Raw genomic sequence first — 13,277 nt, forward strand, 5'->3', positions numbered from 1 at the left:
ATCATGGTGCTCTTTGTACACGGAAGCCCCATGGCCCTCACCGCCACCATCCGCAAGGCCGAGCTGCAGATCAGCGACATGGATCGCGGCTACTACGCGACCCACAACCTCACCCTCGCCCAGCACCCGTCGGAGACCGACGAGCGCCTGATGGTGCGCTTGCTGGCCTTCGCGTTGAACGCAGCGGATCGCCTGGAGTTCGGCCGTGGCCTGAGCACCGACGACGAGCCGGACCTGTGGGAGCACGATTACACCGGCGAGATCCTGCGCTGGATCGACCTGGGTCACCCGGACGAGTCGCGCATCCGCAAGGCCTGCAACCGCAGCCGGCAGGTGCAGATCGTCAACTATGCCGGCCACGCATCGGATGTGTGGTGGCAGAAGCAGGGCAAGGCGCTGGAGCGCTTCGGCAACCTGTCGGTACTGGACCTGCCCGCCCCGTTCGTAGAACAGTGGACCACGCAGATCCAGCGCGCGATGCGCTGGAGCGTGCTGATCCAGGACACCGAAGTACAGCTGATCGCCGACCACATGCAGCTGGACGTCATTCCGGTCTGGCGCAAAACCGCCAAGGCGTGAGCGGCGTGGCGCCCCCCCGTTGCGATGTCCTGGTGATCGGTGCCGGCGCAGCCGGGCTGATGTGCGCGCTGACCGCCGGCAAGCGCGGCCGCGTGGTGCAGGTCATCGACCATGCCAACAAGGTCGGCAAGAAGATCCTGATGTCCGGCGGTGGCCGCTGCAACTTCACCAACACCGGCACCACGCCGGCCAACTTCGTGTCAGCCAACCCGCACTTCTGCAAGTCCGCGCTGGCCCGCTACACGCCCTGGCATTTCATCGACATGGTCGAGCGCCATGCCATCGCGTATCACGAAAAAGAACTGGGCCAGCTGTTCTGCGATGTGTCGTCCAAGCAGATCGTGAAGATGCTTGTCGACGAATGCCAGCAGGCCGGTGTGCAGATCCGCACGGACTGCGCGGTGCAGCGCATCGAGCGTGGCAGTGATGGGTTTCATGTGCACACCGCCGATGGCGTGATCTTCGCTGCTTCGCTGGTGGTGGCGACCGGCGGGCTGTCCATCCCCAGCCTGGGCGCCAGCGGCTTCGGCTACGAGATCGCACGCCAGTTCGGCCACGATGTCCTGCCCACCCGCGCCGGCCTGGTGCCGCTGACCCTCAGTGGTACCCACCAGCAACGCCTGGCCGACCTGGCCGGCGTGGCGCTGCCGGTGGAAGCACGCAGCAACGGGGTGTCGTTCCGCAATGCGATGCTGGTCACCCACCGCGGCATCAGCGGCCCGGCGATCCTGCAGATCTCCTCGTTCTGGCAACCGGGCGACGCGCTGGAGCTAGACCTGCTGCCCGGCCAGGATGCAGCGGACTGGCTGCGCCAGATGAAGCGCGACCGCCCGGACGCGGCGCTGCGCACGGTACTGGGCGATGTGCTGCCCAAGCGGCTGGCACAGCGTCTGTGCGAGCACTGGTTGCCGGATCGCCCGGTCAAGCAGCTGGATGAACCGCAACTGCGGCAGGCGGCGGCCCTGCTGGGCGCCTTCCCGCTGGTAGCCAGCGGCACCGAAGGCTACCGCACCGCCGAGGTCACCTTGGGCGGGGTGGATACCGCACAGGTGTCTTCGTCGACCTTCGAATCGCGGCAGGTGGACGGGCTGTATTTCATCGGCGAAGTGCTCGATGTCAGCGGCTGGCTGGGCGGCTACAACTTCCAGTGGGCGTGGGCCAGCGGACATGCCGCCGGCAGCGTGGTGTAGGCATGGCGCAGTTCCCGTCCGCCCCAGGGGCTGGCGCATGGACCTGCGGACGTGCATCGTGTATCTAATGCGCAGCTTGGGGAGCAATGAATGCAGAACTCGAATGACATCACCCTGCGCCTGGTGATCGTGGATGACAGTGGCGAGAACGCCGAAGCCATCGTGAGCGCGCTGCGCAACAGTGGCATCGCCGTCCGCCCGTCGCGCCCGCAGGACGCCGCGGAGCTGGGCCAGGTCCTGACCGCACAGGCCATCGACCTGGTGCTGGCCACGCCGTCGCAGTCGATCAGCCTGCCGCAGGTATCCCAGCAGATTGCCGCCAGCGGCAAGGATGTGCCGCTCATCCTGCTGGTGGACCACATCGAGGAAGACGCGCTGGTGGAAGCCAGTGCGCACGGCTTCCGCGCCCTCGCCCTGCGACCGCGTCCGGAGCACCTGCTGGCCGTCGTGCGCGACCAGTGGGTGGATCTGCAGGCGCGTCGCAGCCTGCGCCGCATCGAGGCGCAGATGCGCGAGACCGAGCGCCGCTGCGATGCACTGATCGCCTCGTCGCGCGACCCTATCGCGTACATCCACGAAGGCATGCACATCCGTGCCAACGAGGCCTACCTGGAGATGTTCGGCTTCGAGCATTTCGACGATGTGGAAGGCATCTCGTTGCTGGACATGGTGTCGGCGCAGCACGTTGAAGGCTTCAAACAGCTGTTGAAGGGCCTGAGCAAGGGCGAGGCGCCACCGCCGCAGTACCAAGTGGATGCGCGCCACCAGGATGGCTCCGCGTTTGCCGCCACGATGGAGTTCACCGCGGCCACTTACGAGGGTGAGACCTGCCTGCAGGTGGTGTTCCGCCGCCGCCTTGAACTGGACCCCGAACTGGCCCGCGAGGTGGAAGAGCTGCGCCAGCGCGACCAGGTGACCGGTCTGTTGAACCGGCCGACGTTCATGGTGCGCGTGGAGAACGCCGTCGCCCAGGCCGGCCGCAGCGAAGGCCGCGCCGGACTGCTGCTGGTCGAGCCGGACCACTACGCCCGGCTGCTGCCGGACTTCGGCCTGGATTCGGCCGATGCCTTGATCGCCGCCATGGCCGCCCTGCTGCAGGACACGGTGGGCGAACAGGCCGAGCTGGCGCGCTTCGGTGAACACAGCTTCGGCGTGCTGCTCGAGGGCGCCTTCGCCGACACGTCTGCACTTGCCGAGCGCATCCGCGCTGCCTACGCCGCCCATGTCTTCAGCATCGGCAACCGCTCCGCGACCGTCACCGTCAGCATTGGTGGCGTGCAGGTGGGTGAGAAGATCGCCAGCATCGGCCAGGTGTTGGCCCGCGCCACAACCTGCGTGCGGGATGCCTCCGAGCTGGGCAACACGGTGCGCATCTTCGATCCCGGCGCGACGGACCGCGTCGAGGAAGAGCGCATTGCGCGCTGGGTATCGCGCATCCGCGAGGCACTGGATGGCGATGGCTTCCAGCTGCACTACCAACCCGTGTTGAACCTGCAGGGCGAGCCGCGCGAGCTGTACGAAGCCTACCTGCGGCTGGACAACAACGGCGAACTGCAGAGCCCGGTGGCCTTCCTGGGCATCGCTGAAGAGCATGGCCTGCTGGCGGACATCAACCGCTGGGTCGTGCGTCGCGCGATCGCCGTTCTCGGCGAGCATCAGCGTGCCGGCCGAACGACCAGCATGCTGGTCAAGATCACCCCGGAATCCTTCGCTGATCCGCAGCTGATCGCAGTGCTTCACGACGAACTACGCGCCCATGGTGTGCCCGGTGAGCGGCTGTGGTTGCACACGCCGGAATCGAAGGTATTCACCCACCTGCGCAACGCCCAGCAGTTCCTGCAGGACGTGGCACCGTTAGGCTGCCGCATCGGCCTGGAGCAGTTCGGTTCCGGCCTGGATTCGTTCCAGCTGCTGGCGCACTTCCAGCCACAGTTCCTGAAGCTCGATCGCGGATTCACCCGCGACGTGGCCAGCACCCGCGAGAACTTCGAGAAGATCAAGGAAATCACCGCGCGCGCGCAGGCGGCGGACATCGCCACCATCGCCGAGTTCGTGACCGACGCCAACTCGATGACCTTGTTGTTCAGCGCCGGCGTGGATTACGTGCAGGGCGAGTTCGTCGGCGTAGCGACGCCGCGAATGGAGTTTGAGTTCGGCTGAGGCACGGCGCTCCGGAGTACCGGTAGCGCCGAGCCATGCTCGGCGGGGCGCATCGGCGCCCGTAGACAAAAACCGCCGCGCCATGCGCGGCGGGCGGCATCAGGTCATGTCGACCAGGTTGTCGATCTTGACGTCCGGATCGACGTCGGCGTCGTAGTCCACGCCTTCCACGCCGAAGCCGAACAGACGCAGGAAATCCGCCTTGTAGCCGGCCAGATCGCTGATCTGGTACAGGTTCTCGTTGGTCACCTGCGGCCACAGCGCCAGCACGTCGGCCTGGACCTCCGGGACCATTTCCTTGTAGTCCGCACGCAGGCGGCCTTCTGCATCGATCAGGGGTACCGTGCGGCCATCGCCGTCGATCAGTTCGCGGCGCAGACGATCCACTGCCGTGCCCTCGTCCTTGCCGCCGTAAAGGATGTCGTACAGCACATCCAGCTGCTCGATGCAGCCTTCGTGCGTGCCTTTTTCCTTCATCACCTTGAACAGCAGCGAGAGGTACAGCGGCATGGTCGGGATGGCCGAGCTGGCTTGGGTGACCACTGCCTTCAGCACCGATACGCGCGCGTCGCCGCCGATCTTCGCCAGCTTCTCGCGCAGGCCCAGCACCTTCAGGTCCAGGTCTTTCTTGGCCGCGCCGATACTGCCGTTCCAGTAAATGGCCTGGGTGATCTCTTCGCCGACGTAGGTGAACGCGGTGGTGGTGCAGCCGTTGGCGAGCACGCCCGCATCGGCCAGCGCATCGATCCACATCTGCCAGTCTTCGCCGCCCATCACGGCCACGGTGCCGGCGATCTCTTCGTCGGTAGCCGGTTCCAGGTGCGTCCCGGTCAGCTTTTCCTTGTCGGTATCCAGCCCACGCAGGGTGATCGGCGCGCCGATCGGCTTCAGCGTGGAATTGATCACTTCGCCGGTCTTGGGGTGTCGGCGGCGCGGCGAGGCCAGGCTGTAGACCACCTGGTCGACTTCACCCAGGTCGGCCTTGATCGTCGCGATGACCTGCGCCTTGACCTCATCGGAAAACGCATCGCCGTTGATGCTCTTGGCATACAGCCCGGCCTGGTCTGCGTATTTGTGGAACGCGGCCGAGTTGTACCAGCCGGCACTGCCCGGCTTGGTTTCGCTGCCGGGCTTTTCAAAGAAGACGCCCAGGGTGGCGGCGTCGCTGCCGAAGGCGGCGGTGATGCGCGCAGCCAGGCCATAGCCGGTGGAGGCGCCGATCACCAGCACGCGCTTGGGACCGTTGACGATCCTGGGCTTGCTGCTGATGTAGTCGATCTGCTGCTTGACCGCCGCATCGCAGCCGGTGGGATGGGTGGTGACGCAGATGAAGCCGCGGATGCGCGGTTTGATGACCATGGATACCTCGGTGTGGGACAGGCGCAACGCGGAGGCGCGCATACGCTTAACGCTGGAATCGTAGTGTGCGGGGGGATTATGCACAACCGACGGCGGCGTATGCAGGTGCCTGCGCTGAGGAGGTCGGAGGGTCCGCGCGGGACCTGCCGCAAGTACGTCCATGTAGGCTGCCGTTCGGCTCCTGCCTCACAGTGTCCCGCACGGACCCTCCGACCTCCTCCGGATGGTTTCCTGCTCGCCGCGGTGTGTGCGGGGGGGGGCGACAAGCAAAAAAAAGAGCCGCACTTTCGTGCGGCTCTCTTGTTCAACTGCTGCGGGGACGGTTACGGGCGGCGGGCGAGCGCTTCCACGTCCTTGGTCTTGGGCAGCAGGTCCTGCTTGGTCACCGCGAGGACGCCCATGGTCAGCAGCGGGCAGGCGATGAAGATCGAGGACAGCGTGCCGATCACCGCGCCGATCATCTGGCTCAGGGCCAGTCCTTCCAGCGAACCGCCGCCGTAGATGTACAGCGCCAGCACGGACAGGAAGAACACCAGCGAGGTGATGATGGTGCGCGACAGGGTCTGGTTGATCGAACGGTTCATCACTTCCAGCGGCTCGACGCGCAGGCTGCGGAAGTTTTCACGTACGCGGTCGAAGACCACGATGGTGTCGTTGATCGAGAAGCCCATCACCGACAACAGGCCGGCCAGTACGGTCAGGTCGAACTCGCGGCCGCTCAGGGAGAAGTACCCCGCCACCACCAGCACGTCGAACAGCGTCGTGATGATGGCGACCACGGCGAACTTCCACTCGAAGCGGAAACCGATGTAGATCAGGAAGCCGACCAGCACGAACAAGGCCGCGTACAGGCCGTTCAGGGCCAGCTCCTTGCCGACCTGCGGACCGACGAACTCCGAGGACAGCACGGTCGCCGCGTTGCCTTCCAGCGACACGGCGGTACGTACGGCTTCCGCGGTGCGGTTGTTGGCATCGCCGGCGCTTTCGCCTTCTGCCTGTGCCTGCGGCTGCAGGCGGATCAGCAGGTTGCTGCCGCTGCCGAAGCTCTGCACCTGGGCACCGCCGTACCCGGCGGTCTCCAGGTGTTCGCGAACGGCATCGACGTCGGCCGGGCGGTCAAACCGTACTTCCACCACGGTGCCACCGGTGAAATCCAGTGCGTAGTTGAAGCCTTTGCCGATGATGCTGCCCAAGGCCACGATGAACACCAGGACGGCAACGCCGATGGCGATCCAGCGGGTGCGCATGAAATCGAACTTTGTATCGTTCGGGATCAGGTGGAGCGGAAACAATTTCATGGTATCGATCCTTTTCCCGTCAGATGGCCAGGGACTTGAGCTTCTTGCGACGGCCATACAGCAGCACGGCAAGGGCACGGGAAACGGTGATCGCGGTGAACATCGAGGCGATGATGCCCACGACCATCGTCACCGCGAAGCCCTTCAACGGGCCGGTACCGAACGCATACAGCGCCACGCCGGCCAGCATGCCGGTCAGGTTGGCGTCGAGAATGGTGCCCGATGCCTTTTCGTAACCGGCCACGATGGCGGCCTTGGCCGGCATCCCGGCGCGCAGCTCTTCACGTATGCGCTCGTTGATCAGCACGTTGGCATCCACCGACAGGCCGATCGACAGGGCCAGACCGGCAAAGCCGGGCAGGGTCATGGTGGCGCCGAACAGCGACATCACCGCAACCACGATCAGCAGGTTGAACAGCATCGCCACCGAGGTAATGACGCCGAACATGCGGTAATACACGGTGAAGAACACCAGCGTAAACAGGAAGGCGAAGCCCACTGCGGTCACACCGCGCTGCACGTTCTCGGCACCCAGGCTCGGGCCGACGATCTTTTCTTCGACGAAGTCCATCGGCGCGGCCAGCGAGCCGGATTTCAGCATCTTCGCCAGGTCTTCGGACTCACGCTTCTCCAGGCCGGTGGTCTGGAAGTTCTTGCCGAACACGCCGTTGATATTGGCCACCGAGATGACCTCTTCCTTGACCCGGAAGCTGCGCACTTCCTTGCCGTCCACGGTCTCGACGCTGGGGATGCGCTCGGTGTAGACCACGGCCATCGGCTTGTTCACGTTGGCGCTGGTGAAGTCGAACATGCGCTGCCCGCCGACATTGTTCAGCGTCACGCTGACCGCCGCCGCACCGTTCTGGTCGGTGGTGGCCTGCGCGGCGACCATCTGGTCACCGGTGACGATCACGCGCTTGGACAGCAGCTCCGGGCGGCCATCGCGGCGGTGGTACACCTTCGCCTCCGGCGGAATGCGGCCGGTATCGATGGCGTCCTGTGCATTGCCTTCCACCACGGCGCGGTATTCCAGCGTCGCGGTGGCACCGATCATGCGCTTGGCTTCGGCCGTATCCTGCACGCCCGGCAGCTGCACGACCACGCGGTCGGCACCCTGGCGCTGGATGATCGGCTCGGCCACGCCCAGCTGGTTGACGCGGTTGCGCAGGGTGTTGACGTTCTGCTCGATGGCGCCGTTGGCGATCGCGGTCAACTCGGCGTCGGGCATGCTCACCGTGACGCGGTTGCCGGTTACTTCATAGCCCAGCGTCGGCTGCGACTTGAACAGCGCATCACGCGCACGCAGGCCGGCGCCCTCGCCCGCTGACGGGCTGAGGTTGGCCACGATGGTGTTGTCACCACGGCGCTCGACGGACTGGTACGGGATACGCGCATCCCGCAGGCTGGTGCGCACGTCTTCAGTGTAGGAATCCAGGCGCTTGTCCAGCGCGGCCCTCTGATCGACCTGCAGCACGAAGTGCACGCCGCCCTGCAGATCCAGGCCCAGCGTCATCGGGCGTGCGCCCAGGTTGGACAACCAGTCCGGCACGGTGGACGCCAGGTTCAGCGCGACCACGTAGTCCTCGCCGACGCTCTGCTTGAGCACGTCGTTGGCGGCGGTCTGGGCCTGGATGTCCGGCAGGCGGACGATCAGGTTTTCACCTTCCACTTCCGCCGCCATCGGCGTGACACCGGCTGCCTTCAGGTCAGCCAGCACGCGATCGCGCAACGCGCTGTCGACCAGTCCGCCACGGTTGGCCGTGATCTGGACGGCCGGGTCTTTCTGGTAGATGTTGGGCATCGCGTACAGCGCACTGATCGCCAGGACGATCAGGATGACGACGTACTTCCAGCGTGGAAATTCGAGCATTGCTAGGGTCCCGCGCGGCGCCATCCCCGGCGCCGCGGTTGTACTTCGAAAAGGGAGTGGCTCAGACGGCCGACTTCAGGGTGCCGGCCGGCAGCACGTTGCCGACAGCGCCCTTCTGCACGCGGATGCGCACGTTGTCGGCCACTTCCAGGGTGACGAAGTTGTCGCCGATGTCGGTGACCACACCGGCAATGCCGCCATTGGTCAGCACTTCGTCGCCGCGCTTGATCTTCTCCAGCATGGCCTTGTGCTCCTTCTGCCGCTTCATCTGCGGGCGGATCATCAGGAAGTACATGATGGCGATCAGGATGACCGGGAACAGCAGGGTGGTCATGGTGAAACCCTGCGGTTGGCCGCCGGCGGCCTGTGCGTGGGCGGCGGGAATCAGGAAAGCAAGCAGGTTCATCAAGAAGTCCTTTGGTTGGGCGGCACTCCGCTCCCTCAGGGAACCGGGCGCGACCGCAGATCGGTGTCAGCCGTGAAGTATGCCACGGGCCCAGGGATTCGTCCTTGGGCCCTTCGGCAGGGGTGTCGCCGCTTACAGCGGTGGTGCGGTGGCGCCCCGGGCCGCGTAGAAAGACCCGCGGAATGCGTCGAAGGTTCCCGACGCGATGGCCGCGCGCATGTCCGCCATCAGCTTTTCGTAATAGAAGAGGTTGTGGATGGTCCCCAGCATCGGCGCCAGCATCTCGTTGCAGCGGTCCAGGTGGCGCAGGTACGAACGCGTATAGCCCCCGCTGCAGGCAAAACAGCCGCAGCCCGGCTCGATCGGGACCATGTCGCGCTCATAGCGTGCATTGCGGATGCGGACCGTGCCGGTGGAGGTGAAATAGTGGCCGTTGCGGGCGTTGCGGGTGGGCATCACGCAATCGAACATGTCCACGCCACGGGCCACGCCTTCCACCAGATCCTCCGGTCGACCCACGCCCATCAGGTAGCGCGGGCGGTCCGCCGGCAGCTCCGGGTGCAGGTGGTCCAGCATGGCATTGCGTTCATGTTCCGGTTCACCCACGGCAAGTCCGCCAATGGCGTACCCGTCGAAACCGATCTGCTGCAGGGCCTCGGCCGAACGACTGCGCAGGCCGGTATGCACCCCGCCCTGGACGATGCCGAACAGCGCCGCGTCGTTTTCCAGCGCGTCGTGTGCGTCACGACTGCGCTGTGCCCAGCGCAGGCTCAGCTCCATCGAACGCCGGGCGACATCCTCGGTCGCGGGGTACGGGGTGCACTCGTCGAAGATCATCACGATGTCCGAATCGAGCACCTTCTGGATCTTCATGCTCTCTTCGGGGCCCAGGAACACCCGCGCGCCGTCGGTCGGCGAAGAGAAGGTCACGCCCTGCTCGGTGATCTTGCGGCGGTGGGCCAGCGAAAACACTTGGAAACCACCGGAATCGGTGAGGATCGGGCCATCCCAGCGCGCGAAGCCGTGCAGGCCGCCGTGGTCGGCGATGACGTCCAGGCCCGGGCGCAGGTACAGGTGGAAGGTGTTGCCGAGGATGATTTCCGCGCCCAGCGCACGCACCTGGTCAGGAAATATCCCCTTCACCGAGCCATAGGTGCCGACCGGCATGAAGGCGGGCGTTTCTACCGTACCGCGCGGGAACGTGAGGCGGCCGCGGCGGGCACGGCCATCCGTGGTCTGGAGCTGGAACTGCAGTCGGGACATGATGCGGGTGCTTGGACAGATAGCTGTCCATTATCCCGCACTTTCCGGTTGACCGCGAAAAGGATGGCGCCTCGGATGTCTGGGAGGGGCGCGGCTACGGCCGGCAGCAGGCCGGCTGCCTTTCATCCCCCACCCACCGCACGGGTGCTCTTCGCCTGCCGCATCCAGCCCTCTGTCCGGCGAGCCGGGGACAGGCCCCACGGGACCGTTGGAGCCCCGGACGGGCGGAAACGAGCCTCCATGGATGGATTCACGGCGTGTCCCGTGGGGCCTGTTCCCGGCTCGCAGCGCGGCGACACAGAAACGCGCAGACCAACGGAAAACCGATCAGCCCTGCGGGAACAACAACATCGCGTCGCCGTAGCTGAAGAACCGGTAGCGCTGCGCGATCGCATGCCGGTAGGCCTCGAACACCCGCTCTTTGCCGGCGAACGCGGAAATCATCATCAACAGCGTGCTTTCCGGCAGATGGAAGTTGGTCACCATCGCATCCACGCTGCGGATCCGGTAACCCGGGGTGATGAAGATCTGCGTCTCCCCCGCAAACGGCAGCAGTTCGCCGTCGCGCATCGCGCTTTCCAGTGCACGCACCACCGTCGTGCCGACGCCGATCACCCGACCACCGGCCTCGCGCGTGCGCCGCACCTGCTGTACCAGCTCCGCGCCCACGTTCAGCCACTCGCGGTGCATCACATGATCCTTCAGGTCATCCACCCGTACCGGCTGGAAGGTGCCTGCGCCGACGTGCAGCGTCACGTGACCGAATTCCACGCCCTTGGCCCGCAGGGCATCCAGCAGCGCATCATCGAAATGCAGCCCCGCCGTCGGCGCCGCCACCGCCCCTACTTCACGGGCGAACACCGTCTGGTAGCGCTCGCGATCGTCCAGCCCCGGCTCGCGCTGGATATACGGCGGCAGCGGCAGGCGACCGGCATGCAGCAGCCATTGCTCCAGCGCCTCGGGCACGTGGAACTGCAGCACGTAGAACTCGCCATCGCGCCCCAGCACCTCCACCTCGCCGCCGGCATCCAGGGCGATCCGGCTGCCCGGCTTCGGCGTCTTGCTGGCCCCGACCTGCGCCCGGGCCTGTTGTGCGCCCAACAGCCGTTCGATCAGGATCTCCACCCGCCCACCGGTGGCCTTCTGGCCGAACAGCCGCGCCGGGATCACCCGCGTATCGTTGAATACCAACAGGTCGCCCGCGCGCAGCAGCCCCGGCAGGTCATGCACATGTGCATCGGCCAGCGCGCCCGGCACGGGCGGCACCAGCAACAGACGACTGGCGGAGCGCTCGGCCAGCGGCGCCTGGGCAATCAGTTCAGCAGGAAGTTCGTAGTGGAAATCAGACTTCTTCAAGGGAACACGCGGCAACAGGTCGGCAATGGCGCGCATTGTACGACCGGCTGCCGCCAGACCGCGATGCAGGAGCCCAACGGTCGCGAAAATGCTGCCATGCAGCAGCGAACGCACGGGGTTATCGCGCAAAAAGGCGCGTGCTAGCATCGAATCAGAAGTCCGAATGCACGAGCCATCATCCAACGCGCGCGCTTGCCGCGCGTTGTGCTTTTCCGGGGCCGTGCGACCTATCGTTTCAGGAGACCTGCAATGAGCTTCATCGAACGCCTCGCCCCCCTTCGCGCCCAGCCCGGCACCCGCCTGACCACTGGCCTGGATGACGCCACGCTGGAGCAGCTGGCCGCGAGCCACCCGTCGCTGGTGGCTGCAATGGACGCCGCTGCTGCGGAATTTTCCCGGGTACAGGCGGAGCTGGGCGAGCTGCTGGCGCTGGACGAACAAGCGCAGATCGACGCCATGCAGGACGGCTTCATCAACTTCTATGCCGATGACGCAGTCACCCCGTACGTGGCGCTGACCGCGCGCGGGCCGTGGGTGGTCACCTTGAAGGGCGCGGTGCTGTACGACGCGGGCGGCTACGGCATGCTCGGTTTCGGCCACACCCCGGACGCCGTGATCGACGCCATGGCCCAGCCCCAGGTGATGGCCAACATCATGACCCCCAGCCTGTCGCAACAGCGCTTTGTCCGCGCGTTGCGTGCAGAGATCGGCCACCGTCGCGGCGGCTGCCCGTTCACCCGCTTCATGTGTCTCAATTCCGGCTCGGAAGCGGTCGGCCTGGCCGCGCGCATCGCCGATGTGAACAGCAAGCTGCAGACCGATCCGGGTGCTCCGCATGCGGGCGCGACGGTGAAGCGCCTGGTGATCAAGGGCAGCTTCCACGGCCGTACCGACCGCCCTGCCCTGTACTCCGATTCCAGCCGCCGTACGTACCAGCAGTACCTGGCGAGCTACCGCGGCGAAGACTCGGTCATCGCGATCGCACCGTATGACGAGGCCGCCCTGCGCGCCGTGTTCGACGACGCGGGCCGCAACAACTGGTTCATCGAAGCGGTATTCCTGGAACCGGTGATGGGCGAAGGCGATCCGGGCCGTTCGGTGCCGCCGGCGTTCTATGCCCTCGCCCGCGAACTGACCCGCGCGCACGGCAGCCTGCTGCTGCTGGACTCGATCCAGGCCGGCCTGCGCGCGCACGGCGTCCTGTCGGTGGTGGATTACCCGGGGTTCGAGGGCCTGGACCCGCCGGACATGGAAACCTATTCCAAGGCGTTGAACGCCGCCCAGTACCCGTTGTCGGTGCTGGCAGTGAATGAACGCGCCGCGCAGCTGTACCGCAAGGGCATCTATGGCAACACGATGACCAGCAACCCGCGGGCACTGGACGTGGCCTGCGCCACGCTGGCCCAGCTGACGCCGGAGGTCCGCCGCAACATCGCCGAGCGCGGGGCGGAAGCGGTGCAGCGGCTGGAACAGCTGAAGGACGAACTGGGCGGCCTGATCACCAAGGTCCAGGGCACCGGCCTGCTGTTTTCCTGCGAGCTGGCCCCACAGTTCAAGTGCTATGGCGCCGGCTCTACCGAAGAGTGGCTGCGCCGCCGCGGCGTCAACGTCATCCACGGCGGCGAGCGCTCGCTCCGCTTCACCCCGCACTTCGGCATGGACAGCAGCGAGTTGCAGCTGCTGGTCGGCATGATCGGCCGCGCCCTGCGCGAAGGCCCGCGCCGCGAAGAAGCCGAAGCCGCCTGAAAATGCGAAAATGGGGACGGAGGGAATTAATTCTGATTAATTCCCTCCGT

General features: G+C 65.9%; 10 protein-coding genes. 4 read left to right on the plus strand and 6 right to left on the minus strand.

Translation table 11 applies throughout. The annotated features are described in order from the left end of the window. The first annotated feature begins 30 nt into the window (after positions 1-30). The 3 genes from ICJ04_RS10995 (at position 31) to ICJ04_RS11005 (ending at position 3,929) form a co-directional block, all read left to right on the plus strand. The gene (locus ICJ04_RS10995; protein ID WP_188324301.1) at positions 31-579 is read left to right on the plus strand and encodes a YaeQ family protein; all 549 of its coding nucleotides are present in this window, start codon (positions 31-33) and stop codon (positions 577-579) included. A gap of 5 nt (positions 580-584) precedes the next feature. After that, the gene (locus ICJ04_RS11000) at positions 585-1,769 is read left to right on the plus strand and encodes an NAD(P)/FAD-dependent oxidoreductase (protein ID WP_188324302.1); all 1,185 of its coding nucleotides are present in this window, start codon (positions 585-587) and stop codon (positions 1,767-1,769) included. A gap of 90 nt (positions 1,770-1,859) precedes the next feature. Beyond that, positions 1,860-3,929, plus strand: a complete 2,070-nt coding sequence (locus tag ICJ04_RS11005) for an EAL domain-containing protein (RefSeq protein WP_188324303.1) — start codon at positions 1,860-1,862, stop codon at positions 3,927-3,929. Positions 3,930-4,028: 99 nt separating this feature from the next. Here the strand turns inward: ICJ04_RS11005 and fabV are convergent, their stop codons facing one another. The 6 genes from fabV to queA all read right to left on the minus strand — a co-directional run bounded on the left by fabV (position 4,029) and on the right by queA (position 11,517). Next, positions 4,029-5,288: an enoyl-ACP reductase FabV gene (gene fabV, locus ICJ04_RS11010; RefSeq protein WP_188324304.1), complete on the minus strand. Its 1,260-nt coding sequence runs from the start codon at positions 5,286-5,288 to the stop codon at positions 4,029-4,031. Between the two features lie 323 nt (positions 5,289-5,611). Further along, entirely contained in the window at positions 5,612-6,586 is a 975-nt protein-coding gene (secF, locus tag ICJ04_RS11015; protein WP_188324305.1) for a protein translocase subunit SecF, read from the minus strand. A 19-nt stretch (positions 6,587-6,605) separates the two neighbouring features. Further along, positions 6,606-8,456, minus strand: a complete 1,851-nt coding sequence (secD, locus tag ICJ04_RS11020; protein WP_188324306.1) for a protein translocase subunit SecD — start codon at positions 8,454-8,456, stop codon at positions 6,606-6,608. Positions 8,457-8,517: 61 nt separating this feature from the next. Beyond that, the gene (gene yajC / locus ICJ04_RS11025; protein WP_042615071.1) at positions 8,518-8,862 is read right to left on the minus strand and encodes a preprotein translocase subunit YajC; all 345 of its coding nucleotides are present in this window, start codon (positions 8,860-8,862) and stop codon (positions 8,518-8,520) included. Between the two features lie 132 nt (positions 8,863-8,994). Beyond that, positions 8,995-10,125 carry a tRNA guanosine(34) transglycosylase Tgt gene (tgt, locus tag ICJ04_RS11030; RefSeq protein ID WP_188324307.1) on the minus strand — a complete coding sequence of 377 codons (1,131 nt, stop codon included), beginning with the start codon at positions 10,123-10,125 and terminating at the stop codon, positions 8,995-8,997. Between the two features lie 327 nt (positions 10,126-10,452). Then, positions 10,453-11,517: a tRNA preQ1(34) S-adenosylmethionine ribosyltransferase-isomerase QueA gene (gene queA / locus ICJ04_RS11035; RefSeq protein ID WP_188324308.1), complete on the minus strand. Its 1,065-nt coding sequence runs from the start codon at positions 11,515-11,517 to the stop codon at positions 10,453-10,455. Positions 11,518-11,730: 213 nt separating this feature from the next. On the opposite strand from queA, the gene ICJ04_RS11040 reads away from it, so the two are divergent. Further along, positions 11,731-13,227 (plus strand): aminotransferase class III-fold pyridoxal phosphate-dependent enzyme, encoded by a 1,497-nt coding sequence (locus ICJ04_RS11040; protein WP_188324309.1) that lies wholly within the window; start codon positions 11,731-11,733, stop codon positions 13,225-13,227. Positions 13,228-13,277: the final 50 nt, after the last annotated feature.

Origin of the sequence: Stenotrophomonas sp. 169, from assembly GCF_014621775.1 — a bacterium.
Lineage (GTDB): Bacteria > Pseudomonadota > Gammaproteobacteria > Xanthomonadales > Xanthomonadaceae > Stenotrophomonas.